Raw genomic sequence first — 18338 nt, forward strand, 5'->3', positions numbered from 1 at the left:
ACCAGGTTGATAGGCTGGGTGTGTAAGGGCAGCGATGCCTTCAGCTAACCAGTACTAATAGTCCGTGAGCCTTATTTTTCTACATCAAATCATTCTTTTCCTCCCTTAAGATTATATTTCAGGGTTAGCCCTTTGATGTGGCAGCAAGGTAAATATTGCTCGCCTTTCCAAAGAACTGACTGACCCGACATATTTTTCTTGGTGGCCATGGAGGTTGGGGTACACCCGATCCCATTCCGAACTCGGAAGTTAAGCCGACCATCGCCGATGATACTGCAGGGGAGCCTGTGGGAAAGTAGGTCGCTGCCAAGATTTATTTCTAAGACCGCGTTTCAAACGAAACGCGGTCTTTTTTTTGGTTGGTCGATAGTACGCAGTAAAGTGTGAGCGCCCGTTAGCTTTGAAGCTAGTGGGCGTTTTTTGTTTCTTAGATCCTGTTGGATTTCTCCTACGCGATAAGGGTTGTGATAAAGTTTAAAAGCGTCTTATGGCGACGCTTTGATCCAAGGCTGTGCAAACCTTTTTTATGAAATGAACTAGTACTGTTACTGGTTGGGCTGGGGAATTGAATCAGAATAAGGATAACTCTCCTTCGACATAGATAGCTTTTCGTCTGGAAATTGTTCTCCTAAGAAATTCACGAAGATATTCGTTGGAACGGGATGCAGACAAGCCTTTGACGCTAGAATAATGTCGTACTCTACTCAGATATACAATTTGCAGATGTATCATTATACTCCTTTCGGTGGTATTGCAGTTTAGTCTTCAGGTCTTTACGCTCTTTTTAGTTTGAAATATATCGTAGTACCTTGCGGACAGTGTATTGATATGGTTAGGTGAGCAGAGGGAGTGTACCTTATATGAATACTAACGTTGTATTATCTCATGCTATTGAGGAAGCAAGTGAGTCTTTAACATTGCCGAACGGTGAAGCTATTTCTGTTTTAACTGTTAGAGCAATAGAGGCATTTTCAAAAGCTGAAGGGACTCCGCTTATTGAAATTGAAAAAGCGGCGTTAAAACAAAATATCCTGCCAGAAAGGTATGTTCGAAACTTTTCATTAATCTCTATGGAAGATCAATATAACCTACTCAGCTCCAAAGTTTTTGTAGTAGGGCTTGGTGGGCTGGGAGGTTATGTTGTTGAACAACTGGCTCGACTTGGCGTGGGAACGATTGTCGGAGCTGATGGCGATTTTTTTGAGCCAACAAATTTGAATCGACAGCTGAATGCTACTTTTGACTCTCTTGGTGAAAAGAAAGCTAAAACAGCCAGGCGTCGTTTGCAGCGTGTGAATCCCACAATTAATTTTATCGGAGTTGATCATTTTCTCCGTGGTGATGCATTAATAGACTATGCTAAGCATGTTGATGTGGTAGTGGATTGTCTTGGTGGACTTGATACCCGACTTGATTTGCAGCAGGCTGCCGCTGTTTGCAATGTACCGATGGTAACAGCTGCAGTTGCTGGTTTGAGTGGGTATGTAGGGACAATCTTGCCAGGCCAGACTGGTCCTGCTGAATTGTTTGGTTCTGGCGGCGCTGCGGAAGATGTTCTTGGGACTCCAGCATCAACAGTTGCAATGGCGGCGTCGTTGCAGGTGAATGAGGTGCTGAAAACGTTATGTTGGAATGAACCGTCTGATTCTCTTCTTTTTTATGATTTGATGGATATGAGTTTCCAAAATGTAACCCTATAATGGACCATGAGCTTACGGGATAATGTATGCCAGATGAGATTAGGCGGATACAACAGATTGCTGCTGTTTCAAAAGTTACGTGGGTTGGGCTTGTTATTAATGTCCTGCTTGCGTTGATAAAGATTGTTGCAGGTATTTTGGGTAACAGTCGTGCTGTTACCGCGGATGGTATTCACAGTCTTTCTGACTTGCTGACAGATGTTTCTTTGTTGATTGGTGTGCGGATATGGACAGCTCCTCCAGATGATGCACACCCATATGGACATCAGCGATATGAAACATTGCTTACTGCCGGAATTGGTATTTTGCTCGCCGTAGTTGCCATTGGTATTGTTGTCGATGCCTCTGTTGCGTATTCAGAGCAACGTTTACACCATGCTAAATATGTAGCTTTGTGGGCAGCATTATTATCAATTGTGGTAAAAGAAGTACTTTATAGATGGACTGCGTATTATGGACGCCTGCATAAAGCTCCCTCCGTTATTGCCAACGCATGGCATCATCGCAGTGATGCGTTGAGTTCTATCCCTGCGGCTGCCTCCGTACTTGTTGCACTTGCTTTTCCTAATCTTTATTGGGTTGACCTTGTCGGTTCGATTATTGTTGCTTTCTTTATTATTCATGCAGCTTGGGAAGTTGCTATGCCAGCTGTAAATGAGCTTGTAGATAAAGGTGTATCGACAGAGACCGTTGAGGACTTGAAAAAGCTGGCAGAATCAGTCGATGGTGTGCTGGATGTGCACAAAGTGCGAACCCGGTATCAGGGAGTGGCAGTATTTGTAGATTTGCATGTAGCTGTCGATGGTTCGATTTCTGTAGAGGAAGGTCATGCTATTGCAGATAGGGTAGAGACCTTGCTGATGAATAGTGAATATGATGTTGCCGATGCGTTAGTTCATGTTGATCCATATATACCGGAACGGCGAGTAAGACAGCAGCGAAGAATGCGTAAGCGTGGAACAGTTTGATATTATTTTGATAAAAAAAGCCGAGGTAATTACCTCGGCTTTTTTTAGTATTAATTGCCTGAGCCGCTTGGGCAGCTTCCGCATCCTCCGGATGGGCAGTTCGGCTTTGATTTTGGAATTGGTTTTTTAGGCATTGGTACTTTTTCAAATTTAGCTCCACCACCACGCACGAGTGTGCTTGGTAAGCGGTTTGTACCACTGCCCGGAATAGGACTTGGAGCACTAACCATACGGATGGTGTCTGTGCTTCCGCACGCAGGGCAGGTTTCACCTGAAGTACAGTCTGAAGAAGCAATTTCTTCGAACACTTCTTTGCACTTTTGACATTCAAAATCATAAAGAGGCATGTGCTCTCTCCTAACTGGATAAGTATTTATATCACTACAAGGTGTAGTGTGGATTTGAACAGTTTCGGTCTGCTTAAGTAGTATGAGTATAACCGGTGAGACGACCTGATAAAGAACTATCAAGGCATGCAGGCAAAATCAAGTGGCTAACGGTCAGCCTTTGCACGGATACCGAGTACATTGGGTAGAATCCATTGTTTGCCTTCGGTATTCCAAAAATCTCCGATGTAACGACCAGCCCAACTGCGTGAAAGAGCAGGAGTCTTTAAATACATACTCGCTTCAGGACCGCCCTCAACATACATGGCGGATTCTAGTTGTAGTTCAGACTCAAGTAGGCGTTTGGTAAATTTACGAACTGTCATAGGGGTGCGGCAATGAATGAATACTATGTTTCCTGCTGAGTCCTTTGCGACAGCTGCAATGGATGTCTCTCTTGCTTTTTTCGGCCAGAGGGGGGTGCGGGATTCTGAAAAAAGTCGGTAGTTCTGAATGACCGTTGAGTAGCAGGGAAGCAGTTTGCCATGTTCATGTTGGTGTCGGTCTATGATGTCTACGGTAGGTAGGCCTTTTTGAATAGGGTTTGCGACAAAGAACGAACCAAAGCTGTTATGGATGAAGCCATTATTGGTGTGTTTTTTGTCGCGCATGTATCCAGTACTCTTAGAGTTATCGGGAAGATACATGGAGGCATTTATGAGCGCTGTAAGATTGAAGCGTGCTGCCCATTGCTCAGGAGTAAAGGCATCGCCTTCTCTGGAACGCATGAGCAGCAAAAATTCATAGTCTCTAGGACAAATGCGAAGTGCTGTGATTGCGGCAGATCTTAGTCCACTGTTTTTCAGAGGAATTTCAGCCAAAGCCAGCCCTTTGGCAACTGGAGTCCAGTTGACATCTGCCTTAAGTGGAAGAATTGAGCTGCAGACTAAAATTAAACCAGCTACAGCTGAAAGGGCTAAGCGACGGCAATCAATCATCTAGGAATATGCTTTGCACGGCTTTATGATTTGGTCATCGATTCTTTTGCAGTTGCGTTTGTGCTTCGTTTTAAGAACGTAATAAAACAGAAAGCGGCAAGAGCAAAAAACGGCAGCGCAGGAAGAAAACCCTGCTGAAAAATTGCAACAAAAGCAATGGTGATGGAGGTGTATGGTGCAAGCCAGTTAAGCATAAATGTCATAATTTTTCCGGTCGCTCCTTCAGGAGAACGGAGAAGTACATAACCAGCAAGAGCTGCAACTGCTACCAAATAAAAAATTTGCCAAGGATACATAGGAAATTCAACTCCTTTATGTAAATTCTATTTGTTTCTTATCAGGTTAATACGCCTCGGTCACCTGTCTGTCCACTTCAAACTAAATGACTATATTTAAATATTGACATATCAAGTTCTATTGATATATAAGTAGGCATCACATGAACAAAAAGTGATACTGGGTTGTTTAAATAGAAATGTTGAGGGTAGTTTTGTGAAAATTATTGATGCCATTCAGAGTCAAAGTAAGCCTTTTTATTCACTGGAATTTTTTCCTCCAAGGGAAAGAAAACAGTGGGATTCCTTTTTTTCTACAGTGGATCGTCTAAAGGCGCTTAATCCATTATTTGCATCTGTTACCTATGGTGCAGGTGGTTCCACACAAGATAATACCCTCGAAATTACATCACGTATGAAGCATGATGCCGGTATTGAGCCCATGGCTCACCTTACCTGCGTAGGCGCTTCAAAAGAAAAAATTAACGGGTTTATTAATAAACTGCGTGAAGCAGATGTACATAACGTGCTGGCACTGCGCGGTGACTCTCCAGCGGATGAGAAATTTAGCTGGGATGATCAGGAGTTCAGATATGCTTCTGACCTTGTGAATCTTGTAAGTACTGAGCATCCAGACTTTGGTATCTCAGTGGCTGGGTATCCTGCAGCGCATCCTGAGTCTCCAACTTTTGCTGATGACCTGCACTACACTCGTGTTAAAATTGATGCAGGCAGTGACTTTGTTGTGTCACAGCTGTTTTTCGATGTGCGTGAATACTTTGATTTTGTATCTCGCCTGCGGAGTAATGGAATCAATAAGCCGGTTATTCCGGGGATCTTGCCGATTCAGTCTCTTGGCTCTATTCGTCGTATTTTAAGCCTGTGTGGCGCGAACATTCCTGGGCAGTTATACCTTTCTTTGGAAGAAGCGAACGAAAGAGGTGGCGATGAGGCTGTAAAAGAAGCTGGGTTAAAGTTTGCTGTTAACCAGATTCGTCAGCTTATTGATGGTGGTGCACCAGGTATCCATCTTTATACGCTCAATAAAGCAGATATGTGTCTGGAATTAGCAGACCGAGTAAAATTGTAAGATTGTTTCTGCGGTGGGCATGTATAATGCCCACCGCAGTGAATTTTTATGCAAATGACAGAACGATGTCGTCATAGGACTTACGTTGTTTTATCGGAAGGACTTCTGCGTTCTTAGCGTGGTAGCCCACAGACATGAGCAGTGGAACCCAATAATTTTCCGGAATATTAAATTCTTTCTTTACCCCGTCATGGTCAAAGCCATCCATGGGATGTGTCTGCAGGCCTCTTGCTGTTGCGGCATACATAAGAGACATTGCAAAGAAGGCAGTGTTTTTTACCGCAAACGCCAATTCTGAATCACGTGACTTTCCATATAGTTTTTCGCAGACACCGTGAAACCAGTCGCGTTGCTCTTCTTTCAGTTCCCCGTCTTGCAATTTATGATTAAGCACGAGTTGTAGCGAGTCGTTGTCTTTATGCCATGCTTTTGTATCTGCAAGCATAATGAGTGTGACAGGGGCTTCGCTTACCTTTGGCTGATTCATTGCCAGCTTTTGCAAGCGCATTTTTTCGTCCTTATCCCGAAGTACTATAATATTCCAAGGCTGCAAGTTGAAGCTTGAAGGAGTGTGGGCTGCATCAGCAACAAGCTCTCGGAGCAATCCTTCCGGAACCTTGCGTTCAGGGTCAAAAAAGTTGATTGCCCGTCTGTTTTGCAGAATCTGTTTGAATGTTTTCTCCATATAAATACTCCTGTGCTTGGCTGTAACTTTTATTATTAGTTGTACTATGGTTTGGTTAAGCTTACTGGAATAGTATAACACCATAGTTATCATGCAAAGAAGATTAGCGGGGAGATACACTTCCTTAAATAAGGGGTCGTTTCCGATGTATTGCTGAAGGAGATGTACAGTGAAAGAACTGCGAATTCTTGTGGCATATGATGCCAGTCAAAGTGCCCGTGAAGCTCTTACTTATTGCCGAGAACTGATGGAGCTGATTTCGGGCAGGTGTGAAGGCAAGTATACGATTATGGTGCTGACAGTAGAGCAGCTTCCCGCTTGTTCACTTTATGCAACTACCAGTCTATGGAAGGATGAATGCACGAAGGAGCATGAAAAGCAGTTGAAGTTGCACAATAAGATAGTGAAAGAGTTGGAGCAGTCTGAACTTGATCCTGCGTGTGTTAAGAATAAGTTTGTGACGCTTGATGAACGTGATGAGCCTTTGGAAGATACTGAGCGTAAGCGTCTGATAGCAAAAAATATTTTGAAGGAACAAAGACAGGGACATTACAATACACTTGTTATTGGCAGGCGAGGGATGACTCGTAGTGATGCTTATTTGTTTGGCAGTGTTTCGCAGTACATCCTTCAGGAGGCGCGAAATTGTGTTATCTGGCTGTTATGTCGATAAAAAAAGCCCACTTGTAAGTGGGCTTTTTTATCGCTCTATTTGGGCATGGCGATGACTCGCCATGGCAGGTGCTTCTGAGATTTTTCATTTTCTGCGTCTGTAATGTATCGAACATTGTCGATGGTTACGATTACAGGCTTAAACATCGGCTCCTTATCAGGAGTAAGGATCCGGTATGAAGGATTATCCGACGTAATAATCTGCACAATGGAATTGCCGACTTGGTATTTATTCCATTGCAGCCATGTAAGCATGGCAAGAAGAATCGCTGTTGTGATTACGCCGGTGAAACCCAGAAAACCGCCTACGCGCAGAGCGCGACGTATAAACATAAAGAGTAAGATGAAAGCAAGACCAAATAGCATCCAGTCTTGTCCCACCACGTGAAACAGTTCATTCCATAACATTGCGCTCATCCTTTTTGAAGAATCATGTAGTAAAAAACAGTACGTGCGAATGTCGTAGTTTGCAAGTCGGCGTTGTTAGATCCTGTAGAGAAGTTTGTCTGTGTCCAGGTAGGAAGAAACAGCTTTTTCAAACTTATCCAGCAGGCGTGTGCGGTACTTCACTTTGTGGGTAACAGAGTAGAAGTAACGGCTGATTGGCGGCCCCTTGATTTCAATTGGGAACACTTCACCGCTGTCCAGTTCACGTTGAATTGCAAACGGGGACATGCAAGAGATTGTGTGAGGATTGTGAAGGATTCGCTTGATGGACTCTGTATGGTCCAGCTCAAGAACTACATTCAGTTTGTTCATCAATGGTCCCATGTAGTCTTCAAGTGCGTCACGGACACCAGCCCCTGATTCACGAATAATCCATTTTTTATCGAGGAGGTCTTCGATGTCGTACGGGCCGTTTTGGGCTAGTTTTTCATCCGTGGAAACAATAATGAGATCGTCTTCACAAAGACGGGTATAGATAAGCATCTTGTTAGGAATTTCTTTTTCCACCAGTCCAAGATCAACGTCACCGTTTTCTACTTTTTCAATAATAGCCTGCGGGTTTGAGAATACGGTTTCAATAGTAACCTGTTTATACGAATCGGAAACTTCGAACAGAATCTGCGGTAGGATATAGTCGGCAATAGTTGATGAGGCTCCAACTTTCAATATGCCAGTGAGCAAGTCACCTTCAAATGAATGAAGTACATTATGGAAGTCCTGCATAACCGGTTCAAGATTCTGCAGCAGCATTCTTCCATTAGAGTTCAGACTAAGTCTGCGATTGAGGCGGTCAAAAAGCTGAACGCCAAGCTCCTGTTCCAGCCCTTTGATGGCAACTGAAACAGCAGATTGGGTGAGAAAATGCTCTTTAGCCACAACAGAAATATTAGGCGTCTTAGCAAGGGAAAGAAAAAGTTCTAGCTGTCGAAAGTTCATGAGTCCTCCATACCTAATCCAACAGTACGAGGATTTGGTATGATAGTCAAAATAGTCTGCAAATCATTCCATAACAATGAGTGTGTACTCACGGTAGAGTGCGTTACTGTATGGAAAAGGCAACTGTCCTAGTGGTGTACTGACAGTAACTTGCGAAAAAGAATTAATAATCCCTCTGCAGTAAGCAGTACTGCAGAGGGATTACACATAAATTTTACTACCTGCCGTGTTGTTTTTGCGTTCATAAAAAAGGTATGAGCAGAGGAGCGAGGCGAACGAGAGTCTCATTTTTGAGATAACACTGGCGGCAAAGCCATTCTACGCCGATTTTTTCATAGTGCAATCAAAAAAAAACTTATGAAGTTAATAAAGCTGACTGATATGGAATATAACAGTCGCGCGTTTAATATTTCTTATACTCAACCTACTCTTGTTTATGCTGTTGTTGTAATCGATACTGAATAGTAGAGTAGGAACGTATAGAAATAATTGTAAAAATAACTTATGCAAATATGAAGAAAAACCACAGCCTACGCGAGTATACGTCTTGACTGACCAGGCAGTTGGGATTAGCTATGCAGTACGAGTGTATGCTGAAATTACTAGCTCCGCGTTGCATGTGTGGCGTGCTGCGGAGAAATATCTTTTACTATATATTATAAGGTCATAGAAAAACATGCATGATGACGTGTTACAACTGCGTGATGAATTAGTAGAAACCGCATTAGAAGCATTGATGGACTCCGGATACAAAGATATTCGCACCTACGGGTTCGAGGGTTTTGATGAACCGGAAGAAGTGAATGGTTTTATGCCGGAGCTGCAGGCGACTAACAGAAAAAACGTTAAATTTATCTTTGACGTTGTTACAAAAGACTTTTTTGCTCTGCCGGAAACCTCTCAGCGTTTTAAAGCATTTGCAGATTATGCAGATGGTCACGATATTCAGTTTGTTGTCATCGTACCGGAAGGTGAAGAAGGCTTTGCAACTGCTTTCATTGAAGACTTAGAAATTTCAGATGAAAGTATTGAAATTTGGGAAGCCTAGACTTTTCGGTTGCCGGATGGCTCCCATTTGTCCGGCATGTTGTGTTTTTCAGCTGGGGGAGAGATGTCTGTAACTATTGGGATTAATGGATTCGGCCGTATTGGCCGGTACCTTACCCGCTTACTCTCCGGACATGAGAACTTGCGCCTTGTAACGGTTAATGATCTCATGTCCGCTGAAGATGCGACGCATCTATTACGATACGATTCAGCTCATGGTCGCTTTATGGACGCTAAAAGCGTTGAAGGCGGCTTTATGCTGAAGGACTCTTTTGTGTCCGTTACCCAGAAAGCTTGCCACAAGTGGGACTGGAGTGAGTGCGATATTGTCATAGAAGCGGCAGGCTGTTTTTCAGCCCGCGAACATTGTCAGCAACACATGGCTTGCGGCGCTAAAAAGGTGATTGTTGCCTGTCCTGCGCCAGAGGCGGATGTTACGATTGTTATGGGGGTGAACGAGCAGGATCTGCACGCTGATCATCATATTATTTCTAACGCATCCTGCACTACAAACTGTCTTGCACTTCCGTTGTATCATCTCCATAATCACTTTGGTGTAAAAAGGGGATATATGACAACTATCCATCCGGTTACGCAACGTCAGATGCTGCTGGATGATGATTATCCTGATCTTCGTCGCGCCCGTGCGTGTCATATGAATATACTTCCAACCCCCGTGGGAACTACTGAAACAGTGGCTGAAGTTATTCCTGACATGAAAGGAAGATTACAGGGCATTGCTTATCGTGTGCCGACAGTGAGCGTGGCAATGATTGACTGCGTTTTGGAACTTGAAACATCAACTACGGTAGAAGAGGTGAACAGGGTGCTGCGCGAAGCTGCAAACGATCACCTTGGATATACCGAAGCGCCTCTTGTCTCGTCTGATTTTAATGGTTCCACGTTCGGTTCTATTGTGGATGGACAGCTTACTGCAGTTCAGGATGGAACAATGCTTAAGCTGGTAGCGTGGTACGATAATGAAGCCAGTTTCTCTAATCAGCTTCTGCGGTTAACCGAAAAGGTTGCCAGAATGATTGAGGAGGAAAAACAGCTGAAAGGCGGGATGCCTTCCGCTGTCTAACTACGTGTGCAACAACATAGTTGAGAAAAAATCTGTCCGTAAGGGCAGATTTTTTTTTATGTTTAGTTTTCAGAAGCGTCTTGCTTCATGTTGTAGGAAGTGATTAGTATGGGGACTATGAATATAGTGTATCCTCCATCTCGATATGCCGGACTTGAGATATTATCTTGTGCCGGAGGTCATCAGTTTCGTGCGCACTTACATGATGCGTATGTGTTGTGGCTGAATTCGGAAACTGGCGAGCATTATACTGTAAACGGCGGAAGTGATGTGTTGCAGACAGGTGCCGTCAGCTTGATTGAACCTGAGGTTCCACATGCTAACCGTTCCTGTGATGAAATTAGCAGTCACCTGCGCAGTTTTTACTGTTCGGAGGAATTTTTCCAGCAGCAGTATGCACGTATATATGAAAAAGCATACATGGCTCCGTTAGGAAACAGGGTGATAGAACATGTAGGCTTGTGGCAAAATCTGACAGTCTTGCATGAGTATCTACTTGGGATGCGGGATACGCTACGGGCAGATGAACTGGTTTTGGAAACCTTCTCTAGGTTGTTCGAGGCGTGTGGTGGGCATAAGATTAAGCCTGCGCGTGACGTAGGTGATAAGCGTGTTGCTAAGGCCATCGAATATTTTCATGTGCATCTAGATGTTCCTATTTTGCTTGAAGAGCTGGCAGCTATGCTTGGTTGTACAAGCTATCATCTCATCCGCCTGTTTAGATTACAAAAGGGAATGACTCCTTATGCATATTTAACACAACTCCGTTTGGAAAAAGCCCGCAATCTTATAGACAGTGGTGTGTCCTTTTCTGATGTTGCAACGCAGGTCGGGCTTTCAGATCAAAGCCACCTTACTCGACAATTTAAGAAGCGATACGGATTGACTCCTGGACAATATAAGAAACAAAGGATGCCTGCATAACAGGGATAGCATGTCAGTTTTGTTCAAGACGCTTATAACGCTATCTGCTATTCTTCCAATAGGTTCCCAGACCAAGTTAAAATGTTCCTGTAACATCTAGAGGATGAAAAAAGAGTATGGAAACTATTGCATGGAATGATTTTGAAAAAGTGGAATTGCGCGTGGGAAAGATTCTTTCAGCAGAAGTTTTTAAAGAGGCACGCAAGCCTGCTTACATAATGCATATAGATTTTGGTGAAGAGATCGGACAGCGTAAGTCTAGTGCGCAGATAACAAAACATTATGTTCCGGAAGAGTTGGTGGGCCGACTGGTTGTGGCTGTTGTGAATTTTCCTAACAAGCAGATTGGTCCCATTATGTCGGAATGTCTTGTGACTGGTTTTGCCGATGGCAATGGCGACATTGTGTTATGCGGAGTTGATAAGGACGTGCCGCTTGGTGCTAAGCTTTGCTAACGACTGAATTGAATTGTCAGTAAGTGCTTAAGACGTTTTCCGGGGGAGTACTATGCGTGCATATTCTAGAGCAGAACGTAGGGAATAAAAAGTGAAAGAGGGGAATGCGGAATGCATTCCCCTCTTTTTGTGATTGAAAATTATAGCGGAGCTTCGGTTCCGTCCTTTTCCAAGTGCACAACCAATACCGGTTTTGTACTTTTAGAAATAACGCCTTGGGCTACACTGCCTGCGAAGATACTGCCGAGTTTGGAATGCCCATAGGTACCCATAACAATTAAATCAGCCTGATTGGCAAATTGCAGGATGGTTTTTACAGGGTGCCCAGTCTGTACATGGACACTCGTGGCAATACCTGCTGCTTCCAATTCTTGCTTGTAATTTTTGTAGGTAGATTCAATGCGTTCTTTTGCGTGTTTCATGCTAACTCGAAGAACGTCGTCTTTGATTTTGAGCCATGCGTCTTCGTTATAAATTGTTGCAAAGTCGAGGCCGGAGGAAAGTGATATATTGCGTGCCCAGTCCGGGATAACGTGTAACAGCATGAGGTCTGCCTGATATTGTTTGGCAATGGAAAGTGCATAACTAAGAGCGTGCTTAGCCGGATCGGAAAGATCAGTTGCATATAGAATTTTGTGAATTTGAGGCAGCATGACAATCTCCGATGACTGAATGTTATGAGCGGACAATGAGTACCGGTGTAGGACTCTTGGCAATAACACCTTGTGCAACACTACCTACAAGAATACCACCAATTTTACTGTGCCCTTTTGTTCCCATGACAATCAGATCGCATTCTTTTGCATGTTCTAGAATTTTTTTTACTGCGTTGCCGGTTGCGATGATTGGATTCATCGTGATGGCTGCACATTTTTCGCTGCCTTCTGCAATTTCTTCACATTGTTGGCGCATCATGTCTGCAACGGTTTCTTTGGCTTTTTCTGCACCGGCTTCAAGCAATACCTTCAATGTCTTGTCATCGTAAATTGCAGCAAAATCGAAACCAGAGCTTAAATAAAGCTGATCCCGCATCTCTGGGAGTACATGAAGAAGGATGAGCTCGGCATCATATTTTTCTGACAGACTAATGGCATAGCGCAGAGCGACTGCGGCATCTTCTGAAAGGTCAGTGGCAAGAAGAATTTTATTAATTTCTGGGAGCATAACGGTCTCCTTGTTAAGTTATTCTTGCAAAAATTGTATGACAAATATCCGCATACGGCCGTAATGCTGTTTTTTGGACGGATATGAAATAAGTGTACATCAATTGAAAAAAACTCCAATGATACGGTCGGACCTGTGTGGGAAAATGGGCAAAGCTTGCAAAAATACCGTTTTTACGGTTGAATCGCTCTCTTGAAATCATTCGGAGAGGAGAGCGTATGAAACTACATACACTGCTACTAAGCATGGCACTTGTGCTTGGTATGACTTCTGTTGCTGTCGCAGAAGAAATTGGTTCCGTGAGCACCGTGTTTAAGATTCTCGGAGCTAATGACAAAATTCTTATTGAAGCGTTTGACGATCCGGATATTGACGGTGTTACCTGCTATCTGAGTCGCGCTAAGAAAGGCGGCGTAAGCGGATCTTTGGGGCTGGCAGAAGATACTTCTGATGCTTCTGTTGATTGCGTACAGATTGGACCGATCAGTATTCCTAAACGTGTTCGTGATGGTAAAGAGGATGGCGAAGCTGTGTTTAAGAAGCGTACTTCTTTGCTTTTTAAAACAATGCAGGTTGTACGTTTTTACGATCCTAAGCGTAATGTGCTTGTGTACCTCTCCTATAGTGACCGTGTGGTAGAAGGTTCGCCTAAAAACTCAATCTCCACGGTTCCAGTACTTCCTTGGGGCAAATAATATGTCTGGATATAAAGGAACATTCGCCGCGATCGACTTTGAAACCGCCGATGCCAAACGGGATAGCGCTTGCGCTGTAGCGGTGGTGCGTGTTGAGAACGGAGAGATTGTTGATAGTCTGTACCGTCTGGTGCAGCCACCGCGAAGCAATTTTAGTCCGTTTTGTGTGCGGGTTCATAACATTCGTTGGAAAGATGTTGAAAACGAGCCTGTGTTCGCAGATGTATGGCCGCAGTTTTCCCCGTTGTTTGAAGGTGTAGATTTTGTTGCAGCGCACAACGCATCATTTGATCGTTCTGTCCTTTCTGCCTGTCTTGCATCTGCAGGAATGCCGTCAGTAACTGAGCGTTTTTTATGCACTGTTAAACTTGCACGGCAGGTATGGCCGGATTTAGAGAATCACAAACTAAATACGGTATCCGGTCATCTTGGTATTACTCTTCAGCATCACCATGCCGGTTCTGATGCGGAAGCCTGTGCCCGTATCGCCATTGAAGGGTTGCGATTACAGCCTCAGTTTGCTGCTCCGAACATGCTGTAGCGTTAAACTTGCAGAAATCTCACTTTACCTTTACATCCATTGCGGACTATCCGTCGCGTTGAAGAGTTTCTTCGATGTGATTACGCGTAACAACCCTGACGTGCTGTTTTGATGACCTCATGGTATCATGGCAGCACGGTACTATGCTGCGGCTTTTGCCTTTTAGTCGCTTGGCGTTGGTTGCGCTTTACTGTACAAATGCACAGGTTTTATTATGAAAAAATATCGTGATCATTACTTCCTGCGGGCGAAGAAAGATAACTATCCCGCACGATCAGTATATAAGCTTAAAGAAATTGATAAGCGTTTTGGTATCTTCTCCAAAGGGATGAAGGTTCTCGACCTTGGTGCTGCTCCTGGGTCATGGTCGCTTGGTGCTGCTGAAAAAGTGGGACCGGACGGACTTGTTATCGGTGCTGACATTCAGACCACTGAAACAGAATTCCCACCAAACGTACGCTTTATGCAGGAAGACGTTTTTGAGCGTTCTCAGGAGTTTGAAGACGTACTTGCCGAGATTATGCCGTTTGATGTGGTGATCAGCGATATGGCACCTAAAACAACAGGCCATAAATTTACAGATCAGGCTCGTTCTGCCGAGCTCTGTTATGAAGCGCTTAATGTGGCTTGCTACTGCTTGAAGCCTAATGGCAGCTTTATTGTAAAAATCTTTATGGGGCCTGATGTGCAGGCATACGCAACTTCTATGCGTAAGTATTTCAAAAGCGTGAAGTCTTTTAAACCAAAAAGCTCTCGTGATGAAAGTAAGGAAATTTTCTACATCGGTCTTGGATTTAACGGAAAGAAATTCGAATACGAATACTAACCGTTATCCTAAATCGATTTCCTTTTGATTTTTAGCACCCGAAATGGTTGCGGGTGTAATTATTTTTAGTGTCCTAGTTGTAGTGCGTTCGCTGCAACGGCGTAAGGAGGAATCATGGCTGGACATAGTAAATGGGCTAACATTAAGCACCGTAAGGGGCGTCAGGACGCAGTTCGTTCTAAGCAGTTCACCCGCGCAGCAAAAGAGATCATCATTGCTGCTAAAGTTAGTGGCGACGTTGCAAACAACCCGCGTCTTCGTTCTGCTATTGCTGCTGCTAAAGCAGTAAACCTGCCTAAAGATAAAATTGAAAACGCAATCAAAAAAGGTACCGGCGAACTTGCTGGTGGCGATATCCACGAGATTACCTATGAAGGTTACGGTCCAGGTGGTGTAGCTATCCTTATCGAGGTTGCTTCTGATAACAAGAACCGTATCGTTGCTGAAGTGCGCCACACCTTGAACAAAGGTAACGGTAACATGGGTGAAGCTGGTTCTGTTGCTTGGATGTTCGACAATAAAGGTCAGATCATCATCAAGAAGGATGCCGTTAGCGAAGAACAGGTAATGGATCTTGGTCTTGAAGCTGGTGCTGAAGACATCATCGAAGAAGCAGAAGAATGGGATATCCGTTGTGAACCAAGCGATTTGGAAGCAGTTCGTACTGCTTTTGAAGAAGCTGGCATCGCAATCGAATCCGCAGAGCGTGCTAAGGTCCCTCAGAACACCATTGAACTCGATGCTGAAGGCGCTAAAAAAATGCTCCGTCTGATCGATCTCCTTGAAGAAAATGATGACGTACAGAACGTGTTCACAAACATGGACGTTTCTGACGAAGTAATGGCTGAACTTAACGCTGAATAAGTTTTGATTGTTTAGGTGATTGTTTCCTTCGGCTGATGGGCTTTGTCCTGTAGCCGCGAGAAGGACATCTTCTCGGCCACGTTAACGTTTTGGCGAAGACAATTGCCGCAAACAAGATACAGCTGTTCTTAATTAGCTAGAAAAAGGAGGGAGTGTTAACTCTCTCCTTTTTTGTTGATGTGTTCTAATTTGTCGTTGTACTTTTCAGTTGTGGACGAAAGAGTACAGAGGCTTCATAGTGAGTATTTAGAGTATATCATTATATGAACGGTGGAGTAAGTTTTGACTGTTAATCGAGTGCTTGGCATTGACCCTGGTTCCCGTGTGATGGGGTGGGGCGTAATTGAAGAGATTTCCGGTGTGGCAAAATTAGTAGACTGTGGAGCAATTCGAGCTACAGATAAAGATTTTGCACGGCGTATGGGGGTGATCTTTAAAGAGCTCAATGCCATTGTGCAATTGCATAAACCAACCGTTGCGGCGGTGGAAAACGTCTTTACTGCGCAAAACCCGGCATCAGCGTTAAAGCTTGGTCAGGCTCGAGGGGTTGCTCTCGCAGCATGTGCTGCAAACGATATTGAAGTTTTCAGCTATGAGCCAACAAAAATTAAGCAGACCATCGTGGGTGGTGGACGCGCAGCTAAAGAGCAGGTTGCTTTTATGGTTGCGCAGATTCTGGGTGTGAAAAAGCCAAGCTGGGCATTAGATACATCCGATGCACTTGCCGCCGCTGTCTGTCATCTCAATACAAGTCGTTATTCAAGATATCTTTAAGATACGCTTTTTCAATTCTAATCACGTGCGTTCATTACCTATTTATGGTATTAGGGATTGAGGTATAATGCGACTAATATGGCGCATAATCCGCTGGAGGCATGCCTTAGGATAAGCCTCATCCAGCAATTCTGTTGATGCCAACGGTAAAACGCCCTTTATTTATTGAGGCGTCTTGGGTAAGAGACTCTTGATAGCCGGAGGCAGGTACGCATTTTGCGTGCGATGTTCTTCTTTCCGGTTCAATTCATTATAAAAACTCCTCAAAGCACATATTATGATCGCATATATCGAAGGTAAAATTGCAGAGACAACGGAGCAGAGTGTCATCATCGTTACAGAAGGCGGTGTTGGGTACGAAGTCCGTTTGCCAGCTCATACTATGAACCGAGTGCCTGCTAAGGGCGGTGACATCGCAGTCTTTGTCTACACCGTTGTACGTGAAGACGCATTGGAACTGTATGGCTTCGAATCATGGGATGAGCGCCAGATGTACACCACGCTGATTTCTATTTCCAAGGTTGGTGGTAAAACAGCGCTGGGAATTTTGTCTGTATTCCGTCCGGATGATTTGCGCCGTATTGTTTTTGAAGAAGATATTAATGCGCTAACACAAGTTTCCGGTATCGGGAAAAAGGGCGCACAGCATATTTTTCTTGAGTTAAAGTACAAGCTTAAAGTGGATGAAATGCCTGTTGTTTCCGGCAAGGACGATGCTCCAGTCACAAGCGTGTACCGTGATGCTTTGGATGGCCTTGCTAACCTTGGCTACGCCGAAGATGAGGCGGCTCCTTTACTCAAAACTATTTTGAAAAATGAGCCGGATCTTGATGTGGGCAGCGCTCTACGTAGTGCGCTTAAAGCTCTTGCAAAGGGATAAGAATGGAGACTGATCAGAATATCTGCATGGACGAATCCGTCCGTCCTTCGTCTCTTGATGACTTTATCGGTCAGGAAGAGCTGCGTCAGAATTTGAAAGTATACATTCAGGCTGCAAAGACGCGTGGTCAGGCGATGGACCATACCATGTTCTATGGTAACCCTGGGCTTGGTAAGACAACGTTGTCGCAGATTATGGCAGAAGAGCTTGGGGTTAATATTGTTTCAACTTCAGGGCCTGTGCTGGAACGCAGTGGTGACTTGGCTGCTATTTTAACGAACTTGGGACGTAACGACATTTTGTTCGTGGATGAAATCCACCGCATGCCAATAAGTGTTGAAGAAGTGCTGTACCCTGCGATGGAAGATTTTAAGCTCGATCTTGTTATCGGTCAGGGGCCGGGAGCTCGTACTGTAAAGATTGACTTGGAGCCCTTCACTCTGGTAGGAGCCACAACCCGCATCGGATTATTATCTTCACCGCTGCGCGATCGTTTCGGCGTAATTTGCCGACTGGAGTTTTACACTCCGCAAGAGCTTGCAACTATTGTAACCCGTACAGCACGCATTTTAGGCGTTGATATCGCACCGGACGGCGCTTTGGAAATAGGTCGTCGTTCTCGTGGTACGCCTCGTATTGCCAACAGACTGCTGCGCCGTGTTCGCGACTTTGCAACCGTTAAGGGTGGAGTGGTAGTTGATGCTGAACTGGCAAACAGCGCTTTGAAGATGATGGACGTTGACGAAAGCGGTCTTGATCAGATGGACAGAAAGTTACTGAGTGTTCTTATTGAGCATTACGGTGGCGGGCCTGTCGGTGCAAAAACACTGGCTGTTGCTTGTTCTGAAGACGTTAAGACGATTGAAGATATTTACGAGCCGTATCTTATTCAATGCGGTTTTATTAAGCGTACTCATCGTGGCCGAATTGCTACAGCCAAGGCGTATCGTCATCTAAATTTTTTGGCATAGGTCGTGCCGACAACTT

At 44.3% G+C, this 18338-nt stretch carries 23 protein-coding genes and 2 rRNA genes; 17 read left to right on the plus strand and 8 right to left on the minus strand.

All coding sequences use genetic code 11. The features are described 5' to 3' along the window. The 4 genes from BUR09_RS00015 to BUR09_RS00030 all read left to right on the plus strand — a co-directional run. A 23S ribosomal RNA gene (locus BUR09_RS00015) occupies positions 1–79 on the plus strand; the annotation flags it as partial. 118 nt (positions 80–197) lie between these two features. Further along, positions 198–312: ribosomal RNA gene (gene rrf, locus BUR09_RS00020) — 5S ribosomal RNA — on the plus strand. A gap of 548 nt (positions 313–860) precedes the next feature. Then, positions 861–1700 (plus strand): ThiF family adenylyltransferase, encoded by an 840-nt coding sequence (locus tag BUR09_RS00025; protein WP_074214927.1) that lies wholly within the window; start codon positions 861–863, stop codon positions 1698–1700. Positions 1701–1726: 26 nt separating this feature from the next. Continuing rightward, entirely contained in the window at positions 1727–2668 is a 942-nt protein-coding gene (locus tag BUR09_RS00030) for a cation diffusion facilitator family transporter (RefSeq protein ID WP_074214928.1), read from the plus strand. A 50-nt stretch (positions 2669–2718) separates the two neighbouring features. Here the strand turns inward: BUR09_RS00030 and BUR09_RS00035 are convergent, their stop codons facing one another. The 3 genes from BUR09_RS00035 to BUR09_RS00045 all read right to left on the minus strand — a co-directional run bounded on the left by BUR09_RS00035 (position 2719) and on the right by BUR09_RS00045 (position 4288). After that, positions 2719–3015 (minus strand): FmdB family zinc ribbon protein, encoded by a 297-nt coding sequence (locus BUR09_RS00035; protein WP_074214929.1) that lies wholly within the window; start codon positions 3013–3015, stop codon positions 2719–2721. Positions 3016–3161: 146 nt separating this feature from the next. After that, entirely contained in the window at positions 3162–3992 is an 831-nt protein-coding gene (locus tag BUR09_RS00040; RefSeq protein ID WP_074214930.1) for a phosphodiester glycosidase family protein, read from the minus strand. A gap of 23 nt (positions 3993–4015) precedes the next feature. Further along, complete coding sequence (locus BUR09_RS00045; protein ID WP_074214931.1) at positions 4016–4288, minus strand: hypothetical protein; 273 nt, start codon at positions 4286–4288, stop codon at positions 4016–4018. A gap of 196 nt (positions 4289–4484) precedes the next feature. On the opposite strand from BUR09_RS00045, the gene metF reads away from it, so the two are divergent. Then, positions 4485–5357, plus strand: coding sequence for a methylenetetrahydrofolate reductase [NAD(P)H] (metF, locus tag BUR09_RS00050; protein ID WP_074214932.1), 873 nt, complete (start codon positions 4485–4487; stop codon positions 5355–5357). Positions 5358–5403: 46 nt separating this feature from the next. Here the strand turns inward: metF and BUR09_RS00055 are convergent, their stop codons facing one another. Beyond that, complete coding sequence (locus tag BUR09_RS00055; RefSeq protein ID WP_074214933.1) at positions 5404–6042, minus strand: nitroreductase family protein; 639 nt, start codon at positions 6040–6042, stop codon at positions 5404–5406. Positions 6043–6211: 169 nt separating this feature from the next. Here BUR09_RS00055 and BUR09_RS00060 point away from each other — a divergent pair, with 169 nt between their 5' ends. After that, positions 6212–6715, plus strand: coding sequence for a universal stress protein (locus BUR09_RS00060; protein WP_074214934.1), 504 nt, complete (start codon positions 6212–6214; stop codon positions 6713–6715). Positions 6716–6750: 35 nt separating this feature from the next. Here BUR09_RS00060 and BUR09_RS00065 read toward each other — a convergent pair whose 3' ends face one another. Beyond that, positions 6751–7122 carry a hypothetical protein gene (locus BUR09_RS00065; protein WP_074214935.1) on the minus strand — a complete coding sequence of 124 codons (372 nt, stop codon included), beginning with the start codon at positions 7120–7122 and terminating at the stop codon, positions 6751–6753. Between the two features lie 75 nt (positions 7123–7197). Next, entirely contained in the window at positions 7198–8097 is a 900-nt protein-coding gene (locus tag BUR09_RS00070) for a LysR family transcriptional regulator (RefSeq protein ID WP_074214936.1), read from the minus strand. A gap of 676 nt (positions 8098–8773) precedes the next feature. Between BUR09_RS00070 and BUR09_RS00075 the strand changes: the two genes are divergently transcribed. The 4 genes from BUR09_RS00075 (at position 8774) to BUR09_RS00090 (ending at position 11607) form a co-directional block, all read left to right on the plus strand. Beyond that, entirely contained in the window at positions 8774–9145 is a 372-nt protein-coding gene (locus BUR09_RS00075) for a hypothetical protein (protein ID WP_074214937.1), read from the plus strand. 63 nt (positions 9146–9208) lie between these two features. Next, complete coding sequence (locus BUR09_RS00080) at positions 9209–10228, plus strand: type I glyceraldehyde-3-phosphate dehydrogenase (RefSeq protein ID WP_074214938.1); 1020 nt, start codon at positions 9209–9211, stop codon at positions 10226–10228. 108 nt (positions 10229–10336) lie between these two features. Further along, complete coding sequence (locus BUR09_RS00085) at positions 10337–11152, plus strand: helix-turn-helix domain-containing protein (protein WP_074214939.1); 816 nt, start codon at positions 10337–10339, stop codon at positions 11150–11152. 116 nt (positions 11153–11268) lie between these two features. After that, complete coding sequence (locus tag BUR09_RS00090) at positions 11269–11607, plus strand: tRNA-binding protein (RefSeq protein WP_074214940.1); 339 nt, start codon at positions 11269–11271, stop codon at positions 11605–11607. Positions 11608–11747: 140 nt separating this feature from the next. On the opposite strand, the gene BUR09_RS00095 is transcribed toward BUR09_RS00090, so the two are convergent. Together BUR09_RS00095 and BUR09_RS00100 are read right to left on the minus strand one after the other, a co-directional pair. After that, positions 11748–12260, minus strand: a complete 513-nt coding sequence (locus BUR09_RS00095) for a universal stress protein (protein ID WP_074214941.1) — start codon at positions 12258–12260, stop codon at positions 11748–11750. Positions 12261–12282: 22 nt separating this feature from the next. Beyond that, positions 12283–12771, minus strand: coding sequence for a universal stress protein (locus BUR09_RS00100; RefSeq protein WP_074214942.1), 489 nt, complete (start codon positions 12769–12771; stop codon positions 12283–12285). A gap of 218 nt (positions 12772–12989) precedes the next feature. Here BUR09_RS00100 and creA point away from each other — a divergent pair, with 218 nt between their 5' ends. The 7 genes from creA to ruvB all read left to right on the plus strand — a co-directional run bounded on the left by creA (position 12990) and on the right by ruvB (position 18322). Beyond that, complete coding sequence (gene creA, locus BUR09_RS00105) at positions 12990–13466, plus strand: protein CreA (RefSeq protein ID WP_074214943.1); 477 nt, start codon at positions 12990–12992, stop codon at positions 13464–13466. A 1-nt stretch (position 13467) separates the two neighbouring features. Beyond that, positions 13468–14007, plus strand: coding sequence for a 3'-5' exonuclease (locus BUR09_RS00110; protein WP_074214944.1), 540 nt, complete (start codon positions 13468–13470; stop codon positions 14005–14007). Positions 14008–14221: 214 nt separating this feature from the next. Next, positions 14222–14833, plus strand: a complete 612-nt coding sequence (locus tag BUR09_RS00115) for an RlmE family RNA methyltransferase (protein ID WP_074214945.1) — start codon at positions 14222–14224, stop codon at positions 14831–14833. A gap of 114 nt (positions 14834–14947) precedes the next feature. Further along, complete coding sequence (locus tag BUR09_RS00120; protein ID WP_074214946.1) at positions 14948–15697, plus strand: YebC/PmpR family DNA-binding transcriptional regulator; 750 nt, start codon at positions 14948–14950, stop codon at positions 15695–15697. Positions 15698–15979: 282 nt separating this feature from the next. After that, the gene (ruvC, locus tag BUR09_RS00125; protein ID WP_074214947.1) at positions 15980–16471 is read left to right on the plus strand and encodes a crossover junction endodeoxyribonuclease RuvC; all 492 of its coding nucleotides are present in this window, start codon (positions 15980–15982) and stop codon (positions 16469–16471) included. Between the two features lie 277 nt (positions 16472–16748). After that, positions 16749–17351 carry a Holliday junction branch migration protein RuvA gene (ruvA, locus tag BUR09_RS00130; RefSeq protein ID WP_074214948.1) on the plus strand — a complete coding sequence of 201 codons (603 nt, stop codon included), beginning with the start codon at positions 16749–16751 and terminating at the stop codon, positions 17349–17351. A 2-nt stretch (positions 17352–17353) separates the two neighbouring features. Continuing rightward, positions 17354–18322 carry a Holliday junction branch migration DNA helicase RuvB gene (ruvB, locus tag BUR09_RS00135; protein WP_074214949.1) on the plus strand — a complete coding sequence of 323 codons (969 nt, stop codon included), beginning with the start codon at positions 17354–17356 and terminating at the stop codon, positions 18320–18322. Positions 18323–18338 lie beyond the last annotated feature (16 nt).

The sequence above is a fragment of the Halodesulfovibrio marinisediminis DSM 17456 genome, assembly GCF_900129975.1.
Lineage (GTDB): Bacteria > Desulfobacterota > Desulfovibrionia > Desulfovibrionales > Desulfovibrionaceae > Halodesulfovibrio > Halodesulfovibrio marinisediminis.